The following is a 24,685-nucleotide window of genomic DNA, read 5'->3' as shown; positions in this document are numbered from 1 at the left end:
GAATGAAGAGAAAATTTAGATAAATCTTGACAGAGCTAGTTAAACCCATTCCAGATTGGATTATTCTTCCTTAGTAGGTCGTTCGCCAACTGCGATCGCTAAATCAACTAATACTCCACCCCGGACAACTTGCAGGTTGACAGTTTTACCGATGCGATCGCTACTATTGAGTAACGCTAATACATCACCTGTATCACCTATAGTTACGCCATCGAACCTTACCAAAACATCGCCAAGCAGCACACCTGCATTGTCAGCCGGCCCAGAAGACTCAACATTAACGACAATTACCCCAGTTGCAGAAGTTAAATTGAGAGCAGTTTTCAGGTTCTTAGGTAAACGTACAGGTTGCATTCCTACACCCAAGTATCCTTTAGAAATGCGTCCTTTTGCTACTAATTGGTCAACCACGCGATCGACTGTAGCAGTGGGAATAGTCAGAGCAGTACCACGCCGCCCCGATGTATTCATGCCTACAACAAAACCAGCAGCATCTACGAGCGGCCCACCTGCAAAACCAGAGTAAAGGGTGATGTCTGGGCGGATGAATTGGTCAATATTCCCGCCATTCATACTCCGCCAAGCACCGCTAACCACACTCACCGCACCCATCGCCGCCCTTAAGTCACCTTCGCTACCTCTTGCCAGTCCTAGCACCAGATGACCAACTTTGAGCGTTTTGGCATCGCCAACTTTTGCCACAGGAATTTCTAGATTTTCTAGCTTAAAAACAGCAATATCAGTGCTTGAGTCATGACCGATGAGCGTTACTGGTGCAGTACTACCATTTGATAAAGTTATAGTTATGTCGTCATAACGCTGGAGCGACTCATCAGAGGTAACAATGATGCCATTACGCCAGTGAATGCCACTTGGAGAAACACGAGTACCCGCATTAACTGCAACCACAGCACTTCCAGCTTGTTCTACGGTATCAGCTAAACTGTTGGATAAAGCCAGTAATGAAGACATAATATTTTTGTGCAAACGTTCTTAGATGTTCATATCTTGCCGTTTTACCAACCCAAATAACATCGGAAAAATGGGGAGAATTCATCCTAGAAAAATGGCTAGTGCCGCAAGGCGGAAGTCAAAAGTCAAAAATCAAAAGTCAAAAATCAAACTTTGACAAGAGTAATATCATGTCCGCTTGATTGCGTATTGCATTCTAAGCTTGAATAGCAATGAAATGGCAGATAAACAAATGCACACCCAATCAAGAGAAATCAACTTGCTCACTGCATCTAGAGAATTACCTCTATATGGGAAAAGAATTTTAGTCACAGCACCGAGAAATTATGCTTATAGGTTATCTGAACAAATCATCAAGCAAGGTGGTTTACCTGTTTTAATGCCTACTATCGAAACCTGCTATTTATCAAACTACACTAAGTTAGATACTGCTCTAAACCATATAGGTGAATTTGATTGGATTATCTTCACAAGTAGAAATGGTATCACTGCATTTTTTCACCGGATGAATGATTTAAATATTCCTATATCTGTGGTGCAAAAATGTCAATTATGTGCTTTAGGAAAAGATGCAGAAAGTTTATTATCTTTTTGTAACAAAGTAGATTTAATTCCCACAGAATCTAGCCCAGCCGGAATTGTGGCTGAATTAGCAAAACTTCCGCAAATGCACGAGAAAAAGGTACTGATCCCGGCTCCAGAAGTTGTTGGTTTGCCTGAGCCTGATGTTGTACCCAATTTGATTACCGATTTGCAGCAATTGGGCATAGAAGTAACTCGTGTACCCGCATATATTACACAGGGCTTAAATACAAGTATCTACAGTATTGAATTAAATCTGATACGTCAAGGAATCATCGATGTAATTGCCTTTAGTAGCACAGCAGAAGTAGAAAGTTTTTTAACAATGGTCAACTCGCAAAGCGATTATGAACGCTGTATAATTGCATGTTTTGGCCCTTATACAACTGCTAATGCGCGAAAATTGGGTGTGAATGTCTCCATCGTGGCTAAAGATTATAGTTCATTTGAGGGATTTGCTGAAGCGATCGCAGAATTTTTTACTCTAACTTCCAGTTCACACTAAGCGCTTATTAAGGATGTAAATAAATCAACCACAATAAACTCTAGACTAGCTGCACATAAACCCGTAGTATCGAAAATGGAGTTTATATGAATTAGGGATTTGTTACATGGCAACTTATAAGGTCACATTAAAGACCCCAGATGGTGAACAAGTAATTGACGTTCCTGATGATGAGTACATCCTAGAGATCGCTAACGAGGAATATGATCTTGACTTGCCTTATTCCTGTAACGCTGGTTCTTGCTCTACCTGTACCGGGAAGCTGATTTCAGGTACAGTTGACCAATCAGATCAGAACTTCTTAGACAACGATCAAATTGACGCAGGATGGGTTCTTACCTGCGTTGCCCGCCCCACTTCTGATTGCGTTATCGAAACCCATCAAGAAGAAGCCCTTAACGGTTAACTAAGAAATGTGGATTTAATAAAGAGCAACTTTTGTAGGGTGCGTTATAATTTTCGTCCTAGCGCACCAAAAATCTGTAGTGGTGTATAACACACTATAAAAGATTTAAAATTTTGCACTTTCCTATAAATCTGTATAGGCTGAGTAATTCACACTAAAAAGCGCTCCCCTTTTGGAGAGCGCCTTTTATTTAGTTTAATAGATAGCTAGCAGATATAAAGTTGCAATTATCCAGATTATGCTAGATTAACTTTGACAACTTTATTCTTTTCTTCTTCAGCTTTGGGTAGCGTCAGGTTCAAGATGCCATCTTTATAATCTGCCGTAACATTGGTATTTTGAATCCGAGCAGGTAAAGGAATTACACGTTGGAATTTACCATAGTGGAATTCGCTCTTAATCACACCTTTATCTTCAGATTTTGCTTCAGACTTCCGCTCACCGCTAAGGTATACAGCTTTTTCTGTAACTTGCAAATCCAAGTCTTTAACTTCAATTCCTGGAAGTTCTAGCTTTAGATGGATTGCATCTTCGGTTTCTTTTAACTCAGCAGCCGGAACTCTAGATAAACCTTTATCTGACAATGCAGTTGGCATATCTTCATCAAATAAACGATTGATTTGGCGTTGTATTGCGTTAAATTCTTGCCAGGGGTTCAAACGTACTAATGTCATATCTTTACTTCGGATAACCAGTATCTTTGCTATTTAAGGATTGGAGGATTTGATTCCTTTCTTTGTTCTTATAGTATTTAAAAATAAGAGTGGGGTAAATTCGGTTTTTATCACCTGAAGAATGATGATTGCCGAACCAAGATTTCTTTACTTTAAATGTACGGTAAACTGAACTATTGGGGTTCGGTAAGTTCGGCAAAAACAGACTTGAAATATAGCGATTATATTTAAAATGTTGATAGAACTGTAACCCGCACCCCTAATATTAAAGATTGTTTAAAAAGTATTTCACTGTGACTTTAGGTAATCCAAAAATTTTAATATTGACAATAAGACTATTAAAATATCCTCTTAAAGCCTGCAATGCGTAGCGTATCCTACAAATTTTTAGTAGATTCACGCGAATAATGATAATAATTATGTTGCATTTTTTTTCATTTCACAGAGATAAAACAATAATAGATTACTTAGAAACTGCTGATAAGATATATGTCAACAAGTTGGATTTACCTTATTGCCGCAATCCTATTTGAAGTTTCAGGCACAACTTGCATGAAGTTATCGCAAGGATTTACTAAAATAGTCCCTTCCATATTAATAGTTGTTTTTTATGGACTTTGTTTTACTTTTTTGACTCTTGCTCTCAAGAAACTTGAAGTGAGTGTAGCTTATTCTGTCTGGGCTGGATTGGGAACTATCTTAATTGCTATTATTGGTATTATTTGGTTTCGTGAATCTGCCACACTTATTAAGCTCATTTCCATCGGCTTAATAATCATGGGGGTCATTGGCGTAAATGCAAGTTCATAGGATAATTGAGTTTACTAAAACATCCCCTAAAAAAACCTACTTTTCATTACTTTGCATGTGAAAGCTGCAAAAAGTTAGTTTTGCAAATAACAACTGTTACAATTTGTCACAATATATTAGTTTGAAAGTTACTTGAAGTATGATGTATGCGCGAGAAAAAATTAATTTAAAACTGAAACTGTGAAATCTTGAAACAATATCTATAAGTCTTTAAGCAAACATTATATTTAGATATTGCCTGAAATAAAAAACACCTTTGTCTATGCTAAAATAGAAGAGGTAAATAAACCAAAACTGATCATTCTGCTTGTTGCTGTTGTAGTGAATACACCAGCAATTTTTATTGTTCTGCGAACAGAGCAAAATGAGCAAACTTAGCTAGATGCTATTAAAACTAGGGATCTAAAACTTTTGATACCCAAAAGAGGACTTTTCAAACATCCTCTTAGTTCAAAATTTATTAAACCCAGCAGAACGACGATAAAGTAACCAAATAAATAGCGGTGAACCTAGCAAAGCAGTGACGGAACCTACTGGTAGTTCTACTGCTCCCAGTCTAGAGAGTAAATCTGCAAAAGTAAGTAACCATGCACCCGCAAGGGCGGAAAGTGGCAAAACAAACCGATGATCTGTACCAACAATCAGGCGGACACCGTGAGGGACAACAAGACCAACAAATCCAATTAAGCCACTGATGCTGACTGCACCTGCGGCTAATAAAGTGGCAACACCACCTATTAACAGACGCGATCGCGTCAACGAAACCCCCAAACCCACAGCCAAATCATCCCCCAAAGCCAGCACATTTACCGATCGCGCCAGCAAGCATCCTCCTAGCAATGCAACGACGATATAAGGGCCAGCCGTCGCAATTTCTTGCCAACCTCGTCCATTAAGGCTACCAACCAGCCAACTGAGTGCAATTTGAATTTGACCGTCTTCAGCTAAAAGCAGCAATGTACTTTGTAGAGCGCCTAATAAAGAACTTACCGCCACTCCACCTAAAATCAACCGCTCAACAGAAATTCCCGACCCCGCACGACCGAGCAAAATAACGATCGCAGAAGTTAAAATTGCTCCCATCCACGCAGCTAAAGGAATTGCGATCGGGAATATTTGCCACACAATCATTAGAATCACAATTAATCCTGCACCTGCTGAAATCCCCAAAATAAATGGATCAGCAAGACTATTGCGTAACATCCCTTGCAGCAGTGCTCCTGACATTCCCAAAGCTGCGCCGACAATCAGAGCAGCAGTAATGCGTGGGAGACGCAAATCCCAGAGAATTGTCTGTTTAACCGGATCGCCTTCGCGGAGTATGGCTTGCCAAAATTCCGACATACTTAAAGGTACTGCTCCTTGAGAAAGCGACAGCGCTAACGTTACCACCAGTGCTGCACTCAGGAGTAAAACAGCCCAAAGTACCCGGTGTTCAGTAAAAATTGTCTGAAATAGTTTAGTCAAATTTAGATATGTATTTTTTTTAAATATAATCTGTCTCAAATACAGATGCATTGGATATTGGCCACGAGGGAAGGAGAGTTAAAAGTTGAACGTTGAGCCTCAGAAGGTCAAAGTTGAGCTTCAGAAGGTCAAAGTCGAGCCTCAGAAGGTCAAAGTTGAGCCTCAGAAGGTCAACGTCGAGCCTCAGAAGGTCAAAGTTGAGCCTCAGAAGGTCAAAGTTGAGCTTCAGAAGGTCAACTTTTAAGTTTTAATTCTCTATTCCCAATGCCCACAATACCTCACTACGTCAATTCCAGCCCACCTTGGTAGCCGGTGACAATGCGGCCACCATCCTTGAGAATGTGGATTTCTATCTGATCGCTAGCCCAGGTAATTTGGTCTTGGAAAGCCGGGTTTAACACCCGAACCCGTTGATTACTAGAAGAGACTGGAGAGTTAGGAGAATTTATTGCTAGAGATTGTACAAAAGGCCCGTCAATCAAAATATCAAGTTGTTCTAACAAAGCTTGGGAACCTAGCGGCGCTGATTGAGACTGAAGTTGCTTGAGAGTGAACCCAGTAAAAGACATTACATTTAATCCAGCAGCTTTTACTTTACGAGCTAAAGACGCTAGTGCAGTTGCTTGCCAAAAGGGTTCTCCACCAGAAAACGTTACACCCGTGTTATGGGGATTACTGAGAATATTCTCGGCAAGGGTATCAACAGCAATCAATTGGTTAGCTTCAAATGACCAAGAGTTAGTATTAAAGCAGCCAGGACACTCACGCAGACAACCTTGTACCCAAATGACTGCACGACAACCAGGGCCATTAACTTCTGACTGATCAACGTAACCCATAATGTTGAGATAGCCAGGGGGAATTTCCATGAGTGCTAGCGATGGGTCAGTTGGCTTAATTTCCATCTCTTTAACTCCTTTTAGCCGTTGCCTGTTAGCCCTTAACTCTAGCGAATCTCCAGTTAGATAACTGTAACTAATAACAAATGACTAATGAAAAACTTAATGGGATTTTGAAAAGTCCACTTTAACTGACTAGACTGAAGTTAGTTGCCCAGCTAGCATTGACCGTCCCATAGATAGAAACAATGACTCAACAAACTTCTAGAATTTGTATCCTTGGCGGAGGCTTTGGTGGTCTCTACACAGCCTTGCGCTTAAGCCAGTTACCTTGGGAATCTACGCAAAAACCCGAAATTGTTCTGGTAGATCAAAGCGATCGCTTCCTATTCTCTCCTTTACTTTACGAATTACTCACTGGCGAACTGCAAACCTGGGAAATTGCCCCACCCTTTGAAGAAGTGTTACAAGGCACAGGGGTACGTTTTTATCAAGGGGTTGTGTCTGGAATTGACATCGACCAGCAACGGGTGAATATACATGAAGGGCCGGAAATCCCTTATGATCGCTTAGTGTTAGCACTAGGAGGTGAGACACCGCTAGATTTAGTCCCTGGTGCAACATCCTACGCCTACCCATTCCGTACAATCTCTGATGTGTATCGTTTGGAAGAACGCCTGCGATTTTTAGAAGAATCGGATGCTGATAAAATTCGGGTGGCAATTATTGGGGCTGGCTACAGTGGTGTAGAGTTAGCCTGTAAGTTAGCCGACAGACTAGGTGAAAAAGGACGCTTTCGGATCATTGAAATTGCTGACCAAATTTTGCGAACTTCCCCAGAGTTTAACCGGGAAGCAGCAAAAAAAGCAATAGAAGCCCGTGGCGTGTTTATTGATTTAGAAACCAAAGTCGAATCAATAGAGCAAAATTCCATCTCCCTAGAGTACAAAAACCAATTAGACACGATTCCCGTAGATTTGGTAATTTGGACTGTGGGAACTAGGGTTGCGCCTGTAGTGAAATCTCTTCCTCTCAAGCAAAACCAGCGTGGTCAAATCATTACTACATCTAATCTGCAAGTCCTCGATCATCCTGACATCTTTGCCTTGGGAGATTTAGCTGACTGTCATGATATTGAAGGACAACAAGTCCCCGCCACCGCACAAGCGGCTTTCCAAGAAGCCGATTATACTGCTTGGAATATTTGGGCAAGTTTGACCAACCGCCCCCTGCTTCCCTTCCGTTATCAACAGTTAGGAGAAATGATGGCACTAGGGATAGACAACGCCACTCTTACAGGTTTGGGAATTAAACTAGATGGGCCCTTGGCATCCGTCGCCCGGCGGATTGCCTATTTATATAGATTGCCAACTTTAGACCATCAACTAAAAGTTGGTTTTAATTGGCTAGTTCGTCCGATCATAGAAACACTTTCTAAGTAACTTAAGATTAGTCATTAGTCATTAGTGACTCTTCCCAGTCCCCAATCCCCACTCCCAATTCAATCAAACTTTGATGGAACAACCGAAAGTTATTTTTTTAGATGCTGTGGGTACACTCTTCGATGTCAAAGGTAGTGTAGGCGAAGTTTATAGTCAGATAGCCCAGGAATTTGGCGTTACAGTTTCAGCCGAAACATTGAATACAGCCTTCATCAAATGCTTTAAAGCAGCGCCGCCGCCGATATTTCCAGATGCAGAACTGCAAGATATTCCCCAGCGCGAGTTTGATTGGTGGCGGATAATTGCCCTGAACACTTTTGAAAGTGCTGGAGTTCTTAAGGAATTTTCTGATTTTTCAGCTTTTTTTAGCGAACTTTACATCCACTTTGGTACTGCCGAACCGTGGTTTGTCTATCCCGATGTTTTACCAGCTTTAGTCAACTGGCGGCGGTTGGGAGTTACCTTGGGGGTGCTGTCGAATTTTGATTCTCGGATTTACTCAGTATTGCAAGGTTTGGGATTGAGAGAGTTTTTTACCTCCGTCACCATTTCTACGCAGGTACGTGCAGCTAAACCCGATCCTCAAATTTTTGCTATTGCTTTAGATAAACATAAATGTTCCCCAGAGGCAGCATGGCATATTGGCGATAGCGTTGTCGAAGATTACCACGGGGCTAAAGCAGCTGGACTTAGAGGCGTTTGGATCAACCGTGGAAAATGAGGAAGATTCTTTGATACTCTCACGGCTATTATTGTGCGATCGCCGTCGCCACAAACCGCATAACCCATGATTCCCTACAGCGATCGCCAAACCCTATCACTATATAAAACTCCCCCTGCCCCTTGTCCCCTTATCTCCCCTGCCTCCCCTGCTCTCTACTCCTTTATTCCCCTGCTGCCCTAAGACTCGTATGATCAACATATCAAGAAAACATAACAGCCAGATTTTTACCGCAAAACATGGGCAGTATTTGGGAAATCGATTTTTACTCCCGTCCGATTTTGGACGATAATCAGAAAAAAGTTTGGGAAGTCTTAGTCTGCGAAAGCGCCTTAGATATCAGTACAAAAGTAGATTCTTTGTTTCACTATGCTCAATATTGTCCCAGTACCCAGGTAAATTCGGGCTGGTTGCGGACAGCATTACAGGAAGCTATTAACCAAGCTGGAAAAGCACCAATTAAAATCCGCTTTTTCCGCCGCCAAATGAACAACATGATTACTAAAGCCTGCCAAGACTTAGGTATTCCCGCCCAGCCTAGCCGCCGTACTTTGGTTCTCAACCAATGGTTAGAACAGCGCATGGAGGAAGTGTATCCTCAAGAGGCAGGGTATCAAGGGGGGGCTAATCCCTCAGTCCGCTTAGAAAAACCTTTGCCGCAACGTTTACCAGATGCTTTGGAAGGACAGCAGTGGGTATTTGTTACCTTAGATGCTGCGGATTTGGCAGAAATGCCAGAGTGGGAAATTGGCTTTGGTGAAGCTTTCCCCATAGAGTTAGCGAAAGTTTCACCCGAAACCCGGATTCCTGGGATTTTAATTTTCTCACCAAGAGCGTTGCCCTTGGCAGGCTGGATGTCTGGTTTGGAATTGGCTTTCTTAAGATTTGATACTAGCGTTGAGGCGAGATTGCTTTTAGAAACTGGTGTAACCGAAAGCTGGATTGTGGCAAATATCAAAAAACCTCAACTTTTAGCAGAAGCTAAAGGTTTTGAAGAAGCCAAGCAAAAAGCTAACGGAGTGCATTTTATCGGTGTACAGTCTGATCCTAAAGCAGAAGCTTTTGCTGGTTTTTGGCTGTTGCAAGAGGTGAATCTTTGAAAATGGGCATTGGGGCAGGGGGCAGAGGGAGAATGACGAATGACGAATGACTAGTTGAGACATGGCAATGATTTGGGATAATTAACTGCGTCCATCAGTGTTGATCTGTGGTTTCAAATCGTAACTGTAAGAAACGCTGATGATTTTTGGATAGTTATCTGCGTTCATCACGTAGAAAGTTTAATCGTCGGTTTTTGACGATCGCACTTTTCTTAAGACAGCGTTGATATGCGGTTCAAAATCCACAATTGCACTAAGAGTCATGGGTTCTGAAAATTTGTCACAAGATACACTAGCAGAACAGCTGCTGGAACTAGCTATAAAATCTGGAGCAGAAGCTGCTGAGGTGTATCAGTCGCGATCGCTTTCTCGTCCAGTGTTTTTTGAGGCAAACCGACTCAAGCAGCTAGAAACTAACCAATCTGAAGGCACAGCACTACGACTTTGGCGAAACGGGTGTCCGGGACTGACGGTGGCTTACGGTTCTGTCCTAGCCGAAGTAATGGTGGAAAAAGCTCTGGCTCTAAGTCAACTGAATCTACCTGAAACAGTAGAATTAAGCTCTAACTCTGGGCCCGCTTACCCAGATTTAGGCGAAAGTGTGCCGATAGAAGTTTTGGTAGACTGGGGCAAAGAAGCGATCGCACTCATCCGCGATGCCAATCCCGATGTTGTTTGCAATGGTGACTGGGAATGTGATGCTGAAACTACCAGAATAGTCAACACTAAAGGTTTAGATTGTTATTACACTGATACTACCCTCAATTGCTATATATCAGCCGAATGGGTGCGCGGTGATGATTTTTTAAGTGTTGCCGATGGCCAAACTAAGCGGGGCGAACTCCACCCGGAAATATTAGCTAACCAAATTTTACAACGGTTAGTTTGGGCCGGAGAAAATGTCTCATCTCCTAATGGTCGCGTCCCGATTTTGTTCACTTCTAAAGCTGCTGATATGCTTTGGGGCACTGTGCAAGAAGCTTTGAATGGCAAGCGAGTTTTAGAAGTAGCTTCCCCTTGGGGAGAACGTTTGGGTAAGGAAGTAGTTGCACCCAGTCTCACCCTCTACCAAGATCCAGAAGCCGGCCCTTATAGTTGCCCTTTTGATGATGAAGGCACTCCTACTCAATTTTTAGTATTTATCCAAAACGGAATTTTACAGCATTTTTATGGCGATCGCACTACCGGACGCCAACTAGGTACTGACACCACTGGAAATGGTTTTCGCCCTGGTTTAGGTAGCTATCCCACCCCTGGTTTATTTAATTTTCTGATCCAGCCAGGTTCAGCATCACTACCAGATTTAATTCAAGAACTGGATAATGGCATAATTGTGGATCAAATGCTGGGCGGTGACGGCAGCATGTCTGGAGATTTTTCAATCAATGTTGATTTAGGCTACCGCGTCAAAAATGGTCAGGTAATTGGGCGCGTTAAAGATACGATGGTTGCAGGTAATGTCTACACTGCCCTTAAGCAATTGGTTAAACTAGGTAATGATGCTGATTGGAATGGTTCTTGTTATACTCCATCTCTAATAGTAGAAGGACTATCCACGACCGGGAGAAGTAATTGAATTGGGGATTGGGGATTGGGGATTGGGCAGGAGTTAGGAGTTAGGAGTTATTATTCTCCCCTGCCTCCCCTGCCTCCCCTGCTTCCCCTGCCCCCCCTGCCCCCCTGCCTAATCTCCTAATCCCCAAAAATCATGTCTCTTCCTATTCTGAATCAGCGCTTTCGCATCTGGTGGCAGCCTAGAAGAGGTTTAGCGATCGCCGAAGCTTGTGTTATTGGTTTGGTTGCTGCCCTATCTGCGGTATTTTTGAAAGTAGGATCGGGATGGTTGGGGACATGGCGAGTCCATACTACCCACCTTTTACCGCCTTGGCTGGCATTACCAGCAATTGGTCTTGTCTTGGGATTTGTGGCTGGATGGTTGGTGGATAGATTAGCACCAGAGGCTTATGGTAGCGGTATTCCGCAAGTAAAAGCCAGTCTTGCCAATGTACCTATAAGATTATCTTGGCGCGTGGCAGGTGTGAAGTTACTCAGTGCCATCATCGTCATAGGTTCGGGTATGACTCTGGGACGACAAGGCCCTACCGTTCATGTAGGGGCAGGTTTAGCAGCAGGGCTGAGTCGTTGGGTTCCTACTTCCCCAGATCATCGACGGCAAATGATTGCAGCAGGTGCGGGTGCGGGTTTGGCAGCTGCTTTTAATGCCCCGATCGCAGGTGTATTATTTATCGTTGAAGAGTTACTCCAAGATTTATCAGGATTGACTCTGGGTACTGCGATTATCGCCTCCTTTATTGGTGGGGTGATATCCAGACTTTTAGGTGGTGGCTCTCTTGCACTTAACCTGCAATTGACGCAATCTTCTAGCCAATTCTCTATTCCAGAAATTCCCTTTTTCCTGATATTGGGTATTTTGGCAGGCTTATTGGGTGCATTGTTTGATCGTGGCTTAATATTTAGTATTAAACTTTATAGAAAATTACATCTCAGCTTACCACTGCGGGTAGCTTTGGCTGGATTGATCTCTGGTGTTGTCGTGGCGATGCTCCCCGAATCCTTTCGGAATAATACGGGTTTACGAGAGTCTTTAATTACTGGAGGTTCCCATCCAACAGTAGCAGCGATCGCCTTTGCGGCACAGTTTATTCTCACACTCATAGCATTTGGTTCAGGTGCGCCAGGAGGATTATTCGCTCCCAGTCTAATTTTGGGTTCTTGTTTAGGTCACATTATTGGTGTATTTGAGTTATCCATCACCGGAGCCGGTTCTCCTGCTACTTATGCGCTAGCGGGTATGGGGGGATTTTTTAGCGCCGTTTCTAAAGTACCAATCACAGCAATTGTGATTGTGTTTGAGATGACTACAGATTTCAATCTAGTGCTACCTTTGATGATTGTTTCTGTAGCAGCTTACTTAGTTGCGGATAAGGTAGTGCCTGGTTCGCTTTATGAGAAACTTTTGGAATTAAAAGGCATTACTCTCACCAAAGAAGTTCCGATGGAAGGAGCATTAACTAAATTAACTGCAAAAGATGTAATGCAAGAACGGGTAGAAACTCTAGATGCACAGATGAGCTTGGAAGAAGCAAAACAGTTCTTTGCTCGTTCTCATCATCGCGGTTTCCCTGTGGTGGAAGATAACAAGTTAGTAGGAATCGTGACGCAATCAGATTTACTAAAAATACGCGAGAGTGCAAAGCACACGCTCGGCGATCGCAACCTAGCCAATGATATTTTCTTAAAAGAAATTATGACGCCTGTCCCGATGACAGTAACACCAATCCATACCCTGAGCAATGTACTGTATTTACTTGATCGCTATCAAATCAGTCGCTTACCTGTGGTGGATGGACGAAAACTGATCGGAATTATTACTCGTGCAGATATTATTCGGGCAGAAGCAGGTCATCTCAATTGTGATAACCGGACTCCGAAACTGCGACCAGAACCTTCTTATATAGTTTACCAAACGCGATCGCCTAGCACTGGCAATGGTAGATTATTAGTGCCAGTAGCGAATCCCGAAACAGCAGGTATTTTGTTACAAATGGCAGCAGCTATTGCCCGCGATCGCCATTATGAAATAGATTGCGTGCAAGTAATGCTGATACCCCGCCACAGTTCCCCATCAGAAACACAGGTAAGAACGGCAAAAAGCCGCCGCTTGCTACGACAGGCAGAAGTCTTAGCTAAAAAGTGGAAAATTCCCTTGCATACGCAGATACGAGTTACCCACGATGTAGCGCAGGCAATTTTAGAGACAATCAGCGAACAACACATCGACCTAATTTTAATGGGATGGAAAGGTGCGACATCTACCCCTGGTCGGATTTTTGGTAACGTTGTAGACACCATAATTCGCCAAGCCACCTGCGAAGTAGTATTAGTAAAATTAGGCCAAACTCCCCAGTCCCCAGTCCCCAGTCCCCTCTTCAACCGTTGGCTAGTCCCGATGGCTGGTGGCCCCAATTCTCCACTGGCGATTAAATTGCTACCGGCTTTAATTACATTGGGAAATGATCCGCAAATTCATCTGACACAGGTGTTTAAGCCGTTTGAATTCAAGCCAGATATGTCAGTTTCAGAACAAGCCATCCGCCATTTGATGCGGCGGCAAAAGTTGTCCAGTACTGTAGTTGCTCTCCCAGTCCAGGCTAATTCAGTGGCAGAAGGTGTGATTAACTTGGTTAAAACCGAAGGTTATGATGTTGTAGTTTTGGGAGCATCGCAAGAAGGAATGTTGCAACAGGCGATTCAAGGTAATATTCCAGAAGCGATCGCCTCTGGTGTAGAAAGTACAGTGATTTTGGTTAGGGGTGCAATTAACAAGTAATTGTTCATTTTTTATACAATATACCAATAATCAGAGAAACAATTATTGGTATTAAGATTGGAATAGCAACTATAAGTCCCCACTTACCAAACTTAATCTCCTCACCCTCAGATTTTAAAAACGCAATCCAACCTACAACTCCCATCAAAAGCCAAATAAACCCAAAGCCAAGGAATATAACAAACACTGAATCTTCCATTTTTATCCAGTTCAATGTATACAAAAAGCATTTTCTTAAATTGTAACTAAATAATCATCAACTATTTTTGCTAAACTTGTACGAAACTGGGTAAAATCAAAAGTTTCAATAGTTTTTTGTTGTAAGTATTCTGGTTGGTAAATTACTGGGTTATAGTAATCACCTTGCAGAATTTGAATTAGATTATCAGCAATTTCTTCAACGTTATCAGGATCAACTAAACATCCTAATTTCCCATCAGCTAAGGGTTCTATGGAACCATCTTGTTTACCCGCCAGCACAGGTTTACCACAAGCTAACGCTTCTAGATAAACAATCCCAAATCCTTCTCCTTTGCTAGGCAAAGCAAAAACATCGCAAAGATTGTAATAATCACATAATTCTTCATCTGGTACAAATCCTGCTATAGTGACACAATCTTGTAGATTTAATTTACTAACTAAAGCTTGAATTCGAGGTATATCATCCCCTTTGCCTACAAGGATGAAGTGAATATTAGGGACATGCAGGCGCACTTTAAGTAAGGCATAAAGCATTTGATCATAACCCTTGTATTTTGCCATGCGTCCCATGCGCGTTACCGTTAGAATCACAGGCTGTTTATGTGTTAAATTGTATCGCTTGAGCAAGTAGTTAGGTTTAGGATTTATTTTAAATTTATTGGCATCAAACGTATTAGCTAAAACTACTATTTTCTCAGCGTCAATGTTTTTATATTGAAGCAAACGCTGGCGAGTATAATTACTAACACTAATAATTTTATCTGCGTTTCGTAATGCTAATTTTGTAACATTATTTTCAAGATCCCAAACTTCTAAACCATGAGCAACTACCCAGTAAGGAATCCCAGTGATAATTTTTAGAATATAACAAGCAGTGGTGTAGTTAACATGCGTTGATATAACTATAGTGGGACGTTGGATAATAGCCAGAATAATTATTTTAGTAGTAAATAAAATAGTTTGCAATAATTTTGGGAAATCTCCAAAATAATGGAACTTTGTTAAACTTAAAAATTGCAAGTTTCGCTGCTGTCTTAAATTACGCTTATCATATTTCAAAAACACATCATAATTAGCTTCAATATATACATCTTGTAAAGCTTTTAGCAAAAATGTTGAGTAAACTTGAATCCCTCCCTTAAAATCAAATATATTCGGAAATATTAAGTAAAAATGATGTTTATCATTCATAATTTTTCTGAAAATTTAAATAACTTCAGGCTTGAATTGCATAACAAAATCTTTTCGAGAATTTATAGCTGCTGCTATAAAGTAAAACTCAATAGTTGTAAAAGTATAGTCTTCAGCAAAAAAATCTGGCATTTGAGACATTAAAAACATAATAATTGGAACAGTAACTAGAGAATTAGTATATTGAAGTTTAAATGTTATTCTTAATAAAAAATTAATAAATAGTAATAATCCCATAATTCCTTGTTCTGCTAACACATTTAAAAATATATTATGTGCATGATAACCTTTATGTCCCCAAACTTTTACTCCTATCTGTTCTGGGAAAACTCCTATGCCTATACCAGTAAGTGGTCTTTTAATAGTTTCATTAATAGCTGCCTGCCATATTTCAAACCTTGACAAGCCTGTTATTATAATCATAAGTGGTTTTTTATTTGGATTTAAGATACTTGAATTTTCTGAAAATACATTAATTAATGGAAATATTTTACTATCTGCCAAACCAATTCTCTCTGTAGAAACTGGAATGGTTACAATGCATAAAAATAACAAGCTAGTTAGATAAATAAATTTTCTAAAACTAATAATTTTATAAATTAACAAAAGAAACATGCCAATTATGAAAGTTAACCAACCATTTCCACTGGCAGATAAAGCTAAAGGAATTATAAAAATTAATTCGTTTATATATAATTCGATTTTAGAAATCTTATTCTGCTTTTCTAAAATCAGGCTTAAACACAATCCAATGGCTACTATTACCCCAAACTGATTAGGGTTTTGCATAATTGACCCAATCTCTGGATAAAAACTGGGGAATTTTAATAATTTGAAAATCCAGTAGTTGGGAAGTAAAACTTCTAAAAAACCCAAAATTGCAATTGTCTGTAGTAAATATAATATGCAACGATAGTAAAATGCTAAATTTGTATTTTTAAAAGTTAACACTAAAAAAGCAAAAAATAATATATAATAAGTTGAGTATTTGAGACTATAAGTAATAGCAATAATTGGAAATTGGCTCATGAATGAAGAAAGCCACATCCACAAATACATTAGACTTATAGATATTAAAATTACTTTATGCTTTTTAACAACTTCTGGTATAGATTTTAAAGACAAACTAATTATACCAAAGCTAAATGCAGGAAGTAATAAATAATGAATACCAATATTTATTCCAGGAAATTTAATCCGCCCTAAAAGTGAAGAAAATAGTATGAGCAGGAAAAATATATTAATCATAACGTTGTCGTGTGGATACTTGTTTGACAACAAAAATGCTAAATTAAACCCACATTCGCAGGTTTAAGCAGAGATTATGATATTTTGTCTCATCTTAGAGGATATTTTAAAAGTCCTATATCTAGGTATAAAAACGTTTTAGATCCTTCTAAATCTCCCTTCAAAAGGGGACTTTGATTCCCGTTCCTCCCTTTTTAATGAAGGTTAGGGAAGATTAAGTACCTAAAAGCACAGCAAAATACTTTTAAAACATCCTCTAAAATACTGAGTACGTAAAGAATATTATCATATTACAGTCATTGTAGATGCACGTAAACTTAAGAGCGATCGCCAGCCTCTAGATTTAGCAAAAATAACCATCAGTGAAGCTCTGAAAGCTAAACTAGGAGCGCATTTTGCTTTGGCAATTTGATTTTTGAGAAATCCAATTAACAATTCAATTGGGCAAACTTGGCACGCCCTGACTCCCCAAGCCTTGCAATCATGTATACACACGAATAAAGCCTGCGTTGGCAGGCTTTTACCGTAATTATCATTAGGACTGACGCAAAATTAGAACGCAACTCATTATTAAAAGTTAGAACGAGAGCCAGGAGTGCCTACAGCATTAGGGTCACGATAAGCTACATTATCATCGGCTTTGCGGCTCTTACGACCAAATAAACCAAATAAACCAAGCAAGCCTAATAAACCCCAATCGCCATCCCGATAATTTCTGTCGGTAGCAGAGGTGTCTGTAGTAGTATTTGTAACAGTTCCGTCATTAGTGGTTGTTGTCTGAGCCGAAGCAGGCAGAACTGTAGGTAAGGTTGCCAAACTGATAGCTAGAGCAGTACTTCCGAGAATTTTAGAGACATTAAAGCGTTTCACGATCACATTCCTCAATTGAATTGCTGCAAGTAATAGCTAAAGCATATTAAGTTCTGACACTAACAGCATCAATCTTTAGCTGCAAATATAAATCCGCTTAAAGATGCATTAGTGATTGAGTAAATAAGCATTTTGGTATAGGTTAGATTACCAAGCATGGCAAATTATGCAATATTGAAGTCAGCGATCGCATTAAAACAATCTCGATTCTAGAAGGTAGAATTTTTCTTTATAAAATCGAAAATTACGTCTTCGGGTATGACAGATGCCGATAATTGAAGATAATATTTCCACAGCGATCGCATAAAATTGTGAACCTGTATTTTTCTGCTCCAAACTATCGAGAAATGTCAAAATTCCTCTTCACTGAGACAATTGCCAAATTTTAATAGTATTATCTTCACTACCACTGACAAGAGTCTTGCCATCAGGGCTGAAGGTGACAGATGTCACAGTGTTGGTATGCCCCGTCAATGTCAAAATTTCTTCTCCTGTGGCTGAATTCCACAGTTTGATGGTGCGATCGCGGCTACCACTAGCAACAATTTTACCATCGGCACTAAAGGCTACGGATGTAACTGTGTTGGCATGTCCTACTAGTGTGCGAATTTCTTTTCCCGTAGTTAGATTCCAAAGTTTAATGGTACGGTCGCGGCTAGCACTGGCTAAAGTTTTACCATCGGGGCTAATAGCCACGGCTGTTACTGTTTGATGATTTCCCTCCAGTGTGCGGATTGAGTACCCTTTTGTCAGATTCCAGATTTTGATAGTCTTGTCAAAACTGCCACTGGCAAGAATCACACCATTAGGGCTAATAGCTAGCGATCGCACCCAGAATGTATGCCCTGTCAGTGTCCGAATTTGCTCTCCTGTTGCTAAATCCCAGATTTTGATGGTGTTGTCATCACTACCACTCACCAGAGTCTCGCCATCACCACTGATGGCTAAGGCATGAACTGAATCAGAATGCCCTGTAAGAGTGCGAATTTGCTTTCGTGTTGCCAAATTCCAGATTTTGATGGTGTCGTCATCACTACCACTAACCAGAGTTTTGCTATCTGGACTAATCGCCACTACATTCACCTGCTGAGAATGCCCATCAAGTGAAGAGATTTGTTTTCCAGTTGCAAAATTCCAAAGTTTGATTGTGCCATCGCCCCCACTACTAACAATGGTTTTGCCATCGGGGCTAATGACAACAGATAAAACTGATCCATGTCCTTGCAGGGTATTAACTAAGGAAACCTTACCCAAAGTAATCTTTAGTGGTTGACCTAAAAATGCTTCATCTTTGCCAGAATTATTGTGCTGAGTCAGCCGAGAAACTAAACTAGTCTGAATCCGGCGAAAATGTCTATACCAAGATTCTTGAAATCCAAACAACAGAATCAAAGCACTTACCAAGATTACAATTCTCACTAAGGGATAACTTTTTGGTAAATCTGGTGCTTTAGTTGGCGGTATTTTTCCAGAGGATTTCCCGGCTGGTGGTAGCGCCAGGAGTTGTTTTGGACTCAAATCTCTAAGAACTTCATCGGCTGACTGGTAACGTTCATGGATATCTTTTTTCAAAAGCTTGTCGATGACAAAATCCAATTCAGGATTTAATGGACTCCGCAAATATTCCCGCCAATTACTCACCCAGGCATACCCAGATTCCATCCACAATTGAAAGGGGGAATTTCCCGTTAGCAGATGAAAGCAGGTAGCCCCCAAACCGAACAAGTCACTGGCAGGGAAAGCTTTACCATCTCTAATTTGTTCTAGCGGTGAATAACCATGCGAACCAATGGATGTGCCAGATTTCTGCTGAACTTTGGCGGTGAATTGCTTTGAGGAACCAAAATCAATCAAACTTAATCGCCCATCACTTTTATTGCGGATAATATTTTCTGGCTTGATATCTCGATGAATGACTTTGCGATCGTGGATAAATTTCAGGATGGGCAGTAAATCTAGCAAAATAGATTGAATTTCCCTAGCGTTATAAGCTTTGCGCTGTTGCAACTCCTTTAATAAATTTTCTCCATTAATAAACTGCTGCACTAAGTATAGACAGCCGTCTTGCTCAAAGTAAGCTAGCAAAGTTGGAATTTGGGGATGTTCCCCAAGGTCTTGTAGTCGTTGTGCTTCTTCAGCAAACAACTCCATCGCCTTTTTTTGCGACCAAGTTCCTTGGAATTTTGGAGCTAATTGCTTGATAACACAACGTTCATTAAGTTTATCGACATCTTCTGATAGATAGGTTCTGCCAAATCCCCCCTCATCTGAAAGAACTCGGACGACACGGAAGCGATTTCTTAAAAGTGACACCAACGGGGTGCTACAACTTTGGCAAAACTTCTTTCCATTGGGATTCAGGGGATTTGAGCAATCGGGATTTAAGCAGCAGATCATGATCTGACAGGCGCGACTGCATGACAACTTAGGCTAAGTTTGCCCCGAACTTTCCCTTAAGAAAATTGACTCTCGCTTACTCGTGGTAGAAAACCCTGTTCTGGGGATTGGGGAATTACTTAATATAGTTAGCGTTTGTAAATTAGTGTCAGTCTTCCTTATCTGTGGAAAACTACGAGAGCCATAAGATTAATTATTCTCTCGATTATATAATAATTTGAATAAAAATTTTTTCGGAACTTTTAAACCTAGTAATTTTGCTTGTATATTGGCAAGCAATAACCTACTAAGTATTAAAGATAAACCCTGATTAATTAACTATCATGACTATTAAATGTGGTTAAAATGCTTACTAAATTTGTTTTTGATATTTTAAATCACCCATCATTAACTGTTAATTTGATACTTTAGGCAGTGCGAACTTGTTTACTTTAGCTTTGCTCTCCATTTCCGAATAGCATTAGCAGTTCTAGCTACAGGTGGTAAATATCCATCAGGAGTTTCATAAGAATTTCCGTATTGTGCAATACTTTTATTATTTAATTTTTGGGTAGTTAAACAGTCAGCCAAAGTAGGCGAATAGCTTTCATGACCTAAAGCTGTCATCACTTCATCGGCAGTTTTAAACCGATCGTTTAACGAAACTTTTACCATTTTCCCTAAAATCTGGGCAAAACTATTGCTAATATTTAGCTCTTTTCGCCAGCATATTTCACCAGTATTTTCGTCGTAGTCAAATTCTAAAGGATTTTTAGCAGCCAACATAAAAATACAAGTTATACCTAGTGCATAAATATCACTGGCATAAACTGGACGTAGAGAAAACTGTTCTGGTGGTGCAAATCCCCTAGTTCCGATAAAGTTGGTGTTTGCAATTTGATGGATTGAGTTTTCACAAGCATCAGCTAATTGCTCTTTCACCGCCCCAAAATCAATCAGCACTATTCGTTTGTCATACTCACACCGCAATAAATTCTGAGGCTTAATATCCCGATGAATCACATGATGTTTATGAAGATACTTTAATACAGGTAATAATTCTTGCAAAAACTGTTTAACTGAGGCTTCACTTTTGGGGCCAGTTTGCCGCACTTCTCGTGCCAAAGTCAAACCCGGCACATATTCTTGAATTAGAAAAAAGTCCCCATTTGCCTGAAAGTAGTCTAATAGCATGGGGATTTGCGAATGACTACCGAGTTGGCCCAAAGTTCTTGCTTCTTTTTCAAAGCGCCTACATGCCCTTTGCCAGCTTTGAGGATTAGTCACTTTTGGACAAAGCTGTTTAATAACACAGAGAGGATTTCCAGGTAATACGGCATTTTTGGCTAAAAACGTGATCCCAAATCCACCTCTACCCAAAATTTGCAATATTTCATAGCGATCGCCAAATAGCTTCTTGGAACCACATATCTGGCCAAGTTGAGTGTGCTGTAAAATGCTCTCTTGAGAATTCGTTATTTTCTGAGAAAAGCGATCCATTAGCGTAGAATATCTGTTTTGAAATGTTTTTAATCTTACGACAAATATTCTTTGGTTACAGTAAAATTACTGTAACTTTGTCAAATCATCAAAGTTCCTCAAAAAATAAAACTAAATTTTTGTAGAAATTACAGATTGACAAATAAGATTAAATATGTATAGACATACTTTGCCACAAATGAATTAGCTATAAAGGCGTAAATCTGTCATTTGTATAAACCTAAGTAAAAGCTTTTAGGATTGTCTCTTTCTCTCTGTGTTGCGCCAGTTGCTTCTCCCAAGGGGAACCGCAAGGGCGCACTGGCTTCTCTGTGCCTCTGTGGTTAAACAAAAAACTTTTTAACCGCCCAGACGCAAAGAGGGCAGAGAGAAAAAAGAGATTTTATCTCATGTCTGCTTGATTATTAAACTCGAAGAACCCCACCCCCAACCCCTCCCCGCAAGCGGGGTGGGGTTCTTATGGGTAATTTAGCGGACATGTATTACAAGTCACCTTAAAAGGGCTAAACACCAAACCTATTAAGTTCTAAGGCACTTCAATGGGAATCAAAGCATTTTCTGGCAAGTAGTTGCAAAAACGCCCTTCATCTGCAAGCACCAAAATCAGGCGTAGGGGATAATCTGGTGGAACTTGCAAATCTGCCCACGGTACTGCCAACTCTAAACAATTATTTAAAGCTACTTGAGCGCGACTGAAACGGGGATGCCATTGATAATTATCTCCAGCTTCCCGAAATTGAATCGATTGCGTTAGCAAGTTAACTTCCAGAAGATGGTGGAAATGGTAATTAAGTGGGGCTGCATCTGGTATATCTGCCAAGGGAATTGGGCTGTTAACCATTGTTTTTTCTGGATAGAACCACAGCAAATTCAACTCTGCTGGAAAATCTTGCCCTGGTGCAGCGCCACTTTTAAAGTCCAGCCGTACATAGAAATTTAAGTGATCCACCCCATACCAAAGTCGCTGGATGACACTGCTATTGTGCATTGTCCCCCGCGCCCCGCCGATTTCTATGCGTCCAGCTTTGTCCCAATCTTGTTCATCACCTCTACCATCAATGACAGGATGAATAAATCCTTGTGGGGTGTGGCTTCCCTGCGCTTGGTGGATTTCTACTGGTTGCTTGAGGTAGGACGGTATAGGTTCATTTAATGCCTTGTAAATGCCAAAAAGATGTTCTCGAAATAATTGATCAAAAATTGCATCCTGATTTGAGGAGTGTCCTGCGCCAAACCACCAAAACCAGTCTGAACCCTCTGCGGCATACAACGCTTCCCATGCTTCGGGATTGTTTTCTTCCGTCGCTTCAGGATGACTTGCCAGCATTTCCCTTGCTTGTGTCAAGTAATCCCAAGCACGATTTTTAGCGGGATCGCCAATCCAAGTAGTGAAACTGCCATCTACCCAAGAACCACTATGTAGTTGTCCTCCGGGGATAGTGGCTGTGGCTGGAAATTCTTCCAGAAATTCGGAAACTGTGACGAGTTTGAGGTGGGGTTCATCGCTCAAGCTTTGATATAAAGCTTCTAGAAAGGGTTTACCGTCTTCGGGATAAAATTCCCAGCAATTCTCCCCATCCAAAGCAATGGTAACTAGCCAAGGTTCTTCACTTTGACTTTCTCTTTGCATTTTAGCGATCGCTTGCAAATGTCCCACTAAATCTGCTGCTGCTTTTTTTGCAGGCATCGCGCTATAAGTAAAGCCAATCAAATCTGATAATCTGTGGTCACGAAACACAATTGACAAATCACCCTCGGCGGTTTGCAGGCGATAGGGTCGATACAACAGTTCTGGTTGCTGCACATTCCCCGCCCCATCCCGATGAAAAAGGTGCTTCAGCGTCCACCCTAAGACAGCTTCATCTGAGCATATCCACTTAAATCCTTGGTTAATAATATCTGGAAGGATTGCCGGACTTACTGATTGTTCCGAAGGCCACAAACCACGAGGTATCTGTCCAAAGCGGTCTTTATACAAGTTCCAAGCTTTCCGCAAGTGGCGGGGAATATCTTCTGCCCACTGAAAACGCTGCTTAGGTAGTGTCATATTGGGCACAGCTACCCGACCAGAGTTAGTATCAGCTAGTAAGGGTAAAATTGGGTGAGTGTAAGGCGTGGTGGTAACTTCTAGCTGCCCCGCCTCCTGCATTTTCCGATGTTGGGGGATAATGCGGCTGAGGATTTCTCGCTGTTTGGAATAAATGCGCTGGCGATCGCTTAAAGTAAAATTCCGTCCCTGTTTCAACCAAGTAGCAATTTCCGGGTCATCCCAAAACAGAGGATCGATCCAAGCTAAATTGTGCCAAGCTAACAAATCGCCATAATCTGACAATTCCCAATTTGCTAAACACCAAGCTTGCCCTTTTTCCTGCCTTTGCTGATACAACTCGGCATAACGGGGATGAGGGTCAATCAGAGTATGATGATTGGCATCAAAAAAGTGTTGGATAATAAATTCGCGCTGCTGCTGCGTGAGTTGTTCATCCGGTGTCAAACTCGCTGTGAGATAAGGGTCAAAAGCAGTGCCAGCAATATAATCTTCGAGTTGCAATATCAGCGATGGAACTAAATTCACTGTTTGGTGTAACTTAGGATACCGCTCTAAAAGCAATACCAAATCCAAATAATCTTTAGTCCCATGCAAACGTACCCAAGGAAGCCGGTACTGCTGACTAGAAGATAGCGAAACGCCACTGCCAGGAGATTTGTACAGTGGCTGATGTTGATGCCAGATAAAAGCGATGTAGAGAGGATGGGACATAGGAATAGTTAGGAGTTAAGAATGAGGAGTTAGGAGTTGATTCAAACTCATAACTCCTAACTTCTAACTCCTAACTTTTACACCACTTGCTCAATTTCTGCAATTTCGGGAATCATTTCCTTTAAGCGGCGCTCAATACCCATTCTCAGAGTCATTGCAGAACTGGGGCAAGAACCACACGCACCTTGCAGGCGCAGTTTTACAATAGGCCCTTCGAGTTCTACGAGTTCCACGTTGCCGCCATCAGACATGAGATAAGGGCGCATTTCATCTAAGACTGTTTCAACGTTGTCAATTGTCAGTTCCATAGTTTTAGACCTGCTAAGTTAATGATAGATAGGGATTGGGGAGGCAGTGCGGTCTTGGGGTCTCCCCAAGTGGAGCAACTGCCGTCATGGGGCATGGGGCATTGGGCATTGAATAATAATTATCTCTGTGCCCTATGCACGGTTACTCATTAACCATTATCCAAAATTTTATTTTTCAGCTTTGTTAAATCGATCCTAAATCTAATTGCCGCTAGATTGTCAGGTGTCAGTTTTTAATGACTTTTGACTAAACCACTGCTGGTTTTAGCAATTTGATATTAGATTAGCTGAACAATTTGTCGTGCAAGCCCTCCTACTCTACTTTAGCGGTTAAAGTCCTGAAGAGAACGCCAGGAGGTGA

21 protein-coding genes are annotated in these 24,685 nt (G+C 41.0%); 8 read left to right on the top strand and 13 right to left on the bottom strand.

Annotated elements, in window-relative coordinates:
* Positions 1 to 60: 60 nt before the first annotated feature.
* Positions 61 to 972, bottom strand: a complete 912-nt coding sequence (locus RMZ43_RS25335; RefSeq protein WP_322652863.1) for a S1C family serine protease — start codon at positions 970 to 972, stop codon at positions 61 to 63.
* 217 nt (positions 973 to 1,189) lie between these two features.
* Here RMZ43_RS25335 and RMZ43_RS25330 point away from each other — a divergent pair, with 217 nt between their 5' ends.
* Together RMZ43_RS25330 and RMZ43_RS25325 are read left to right on the top strand one after the other, a co-directional pair.
* Complete coding sequence (locus RMZ43_RS25330) at positions 1,190 to 2,059, top strand: uroporphyrinogen-III synthase (RefSeq protein WP_322652862.1); 870 nt, start codon at positions 1,190 to 1,192, stop codon at positions 2,057 to 2,059.
* A 106-nt stretch (positions 2,060 to 2,165) separates the two neighbouring features.
* Positions 2,166 to 2,465: a ferredoxin gene (locus RMZ43_RS25325; RefSeq protein ID WP_322649942.1), complete on the top strand. Its 300-nt coding sequence runs from the start codon at positions 2,166 to 2,168 to the stop codon at positions 2,463 to 2,465.
* A 236-nt stretch (positions 2,466 to 2,701) separates the two neighbouring features.
* Here RMZ43_RS25325 and RMZ43_RS25320 read toward each other — a convergent pair whose 3' ends face one another.
* Positions 2,702 to 3,139, bottom strand: a complete 438-nt coding sequence (locus RMZ43_RS25320) for an Hsp20/alpha crystallin family protein (protein WP_322649941.1) — start codon at positions 3,137 to 3,139, stop codon at positions 2,702 to 2,704.
* A 489-nt stretch (positions 3,140 to 3,628) separates the two neighbouring features.
* On the opposite strand from RMZ43_RS25320, the gene RMZ43_RS25315 reads away from it, so the two are divergent.
* The gene (locus RMZ43_RS25315; RefSeq protein WP_322649940.1) at positions 3,629 to 3,949 is read left to right on the top strand and encodes a DMT family transporter; all 321 of its coding nucleotides are present in this window, start codon (positions 3,629 to 3,631) and stop codon (positions 3,947 to 3,949) included.
* Between the two features lie 450 nt (positions 3,950 to 4,399).
* On the opposite strand, the gene RMZ43_RS25310 is transcribed toward RMZ43_RS25315, so the two are convergent.
* Together RMZ43_RS25310 and RMZ43_RS25305 are read right to left on the bottom strand one after the other, a co-directional pair.
* Positions 4,400 to 5,467, bottom strand: coding sequence for a FecCD family ABC transporter permease (locus tag RMZ43_RS25310; RefSeq protein ID WP_322652861.1), 1,068 nt, complete (start codon positions 5,465 to 5,467; stop codon positions 4,400 to 4,402).
* A 230-nt stretch (positions 5,468 to 5,697) separates the two neighbouring features.
* Positions 5,698 to 6,321 carry a 4Fe-4S single cluster domain-containing protein gene (locus tag RMZ43_RS25305; RefSeq protein ID WP_322652859.1) on the bottom strand — a complete coding sequence of 208 codons (624 nt, stop codon included), beginning with the start codon at positions 6,319 to 6,321 and terminating at the stop codon, positions 5,698 to 5,700.
* Positions 6,322 to 6,503: 182 nt separating this feature from the next.
* On the opposite strand from RMZ43_RS25305, the gene RMZ43_RS25300 reads away from it, so the two are divergent.
* From RMZ43_RS25300 to RMZ43_RS25280, 5 genes are all read left to right on the top strand, one after another.
* Positions 6,504 to 7,697, top strand: coding sequence for an NAD(P)/FAD-dependent oxidoreductase (locus RMZ43_RS25300; protein ID WP_322652858.1), 1,194 nt, complete (start codon positions 6,504 to 6,506; stop codon positions 7,695 to 7,697).
* A gap of 73 nt (positions 7,698 to 7,770) precedes the next feature.
* The gene (locus RMZ43_RS25295) at positions 7,771 to 8,418 is read left to right on the top strand and encodes an HAD-IA family hydrolase (protein ID WP_322652857.1); all 648 of its coding nucleotides are present in this window, start codon (positions 7,771 to 7,773) and stop codon (positions 8,416 to 8,418) included.
* 239 nt (positions 8,419 to 8,657) lie between these two features.
* On the top strand, positions 8,658 to 9,518 hold the full coding sequence (locus RMZ43_RS25290; protein WP_322652856.1) for a Tab2/Atab2 family RNA-binding protein: 861 nt from the start codon (positions 8,658 to 8,660) through the stop codon (positions 9,516 to 9,518).
* A 262-nt stretch (positions 9,519 to 9,780) separates the two neighbouring features.
* Complete coding sequence (locus RMZ43_RS25285; RefSeq protein WP_322649933.1) at positions 9,781 to 11,094, top strand: TldD/PmbA family protein; 1,314 nt, start codon at positions 9,781 to 9,783, stop codon at positions 11,092 to 11,094.
* Between the two features lie 132 nt (positions 11,095 to 11,226).
* Complete coding sequence (locus RMZ43_RS25280; protein ID WP_322652855.1) at positions 11,227 to 13,869, top strand: chloride channel protein; 2,643 nt, start codon at positions 11,227 to 11,229, stop codon at positions 13,867 to 13,869.
* Positions 13,870 to 13,873: 4 nt separating this feature from the next.
* Here RMZ43_RS25280 and RMZ43_RS25275 read toward each other — a convergent pair whose 3' ends face one another.
* From RMZ43_RS25275 to RMZ43_RS25235, 9 genes are all read right to left on the bottom strand, one after another.
* Positions 13,874 to 14,068: a hypothetical protein gene (locus tag RMZ43_RS25275; protein ID WP_109006995.1), complete on the bottom strand. Its 195-nt coding sequence runs from the start codon at positions 14,066 to 14,068 to the stop codon at positions 13,874 to 13,876.
* Between the two features lie 35 nt (positions 14,069 to 14,103).
* Positions 14,104 to 15,261, bottom strand: coding sequence for a glycosyltransferase family 4 protein (locus RMZ43_RS25270; RefSeq protein WP_322652854.1), 1,158 nt, complete (start codon positions 15,259 to 15,261; stop codon positions 14,104 to 14,106).
* A 15-nt stretch (positions 15,262 to 15,276) separates the two neighbouring features.
* The gene (locus tag RMZ43_RS25265; RefSeq protein WP_322652853.1) at positions 15,277 to 16,509 is read right to left on the bottom strand and encodes an O-antigen ligase family protein; all 1,233 of its coding nucleotides are present in this window, start codon (positions 16,507 to 16,509) and stop codon (positions 15,277 to 15,279) included.
* Positions 16,510 to 17,079: 570 nt separating this feature from the next.
* Positions 17,080 to 17,379: a WGxxGxxG family protein gene (locus tag RMZ43_RS25260; RefSeq protein ID WP_322649928.1), complete on the bottom strand. Its 300-nt coding sequence runs from the start codon at positions 17,377 to 17,379 to the stop codon at positions 17,080 to 17,082.
* A gap of 192 nt (positions 17,380 to 17,571) precedes the next feature.
* Complete coding sequence (locus RMZ43_RS25255) at positions 17,572 to 17,733, bottom strand: hypothetical protein (protein WP_322649927.1); 162 nt, start codon at positions 17,731 to 17,733, stop codon at positions 17,572 to 17,574.
* Between the two features lie 9 nt (positions 17,734 to 17,742).
* The gene (locus RMZ43_RS25250) at positions 17,743 to 19,776 is read right to left on the bottom strand and encodes a serine/threonine-protein kinase (RefSeq protein WP_322649926.1); all 2,034 of its coding nucleotides are present in this window, start codon (positions 19,774 to 19,776) and stop codon (positions 17,743 to 17,745) included.
* A 426-nt stretch (positions 19,777 to 20,202) separates the two neighbouring features.
* Entirely contained in the window at positions 20,203 to 21,255 is a 1,053-nt protein-coding gene (locus RMZ43_RS25245) for a serine/threonine-protein kinase (RefSeq protein ID WP_322649925.1), read from the bottom strand.
* A 526-nt stretch (positions 21,256 to 21,781) separates the two neighbouring features.
* Positions 21,782 to 24,016: a glycoside hydrolase gene (locus tag RMZ43_RS25240; RefSeq protein WP_322649924.1), complete on the bottom strand. Its 2,235-nt coding sequence runs from the start codon at positions 24,014 to 24,016 to the stop codon at positions 21,782 to 21,784.
* Positions 24,017 to 24,093: 77 nt separating this feature from the next.
* Positions 24,094 to 24,324: a NifU family protein gene (locus RMZ43_RS25235; protein ID WP_100897064.1), complete on the bottom strand. Its 231-nt coding sequence runs from the start codon at positions 24,322 to 24,324 to the stop codon at positions 24,094 to 24,096.
* Between the last annotated feature and the right edge of the window lie 361 nt (positions 24,325 to 24,685).

Origin of the sequence: Nostoc sp. CmiVER01, assembly GCF_034531135.2 — a bacterium.
Classification (GTDB): domain Bacteria; phylum Cyanobacteriota; class Cyanobacteriia; order Cyanobacteriales; family Nostocaceae; genus Nostoc.
This window is presented reverse-complemented; position numbering and strand designations above follow the sequence as displayed.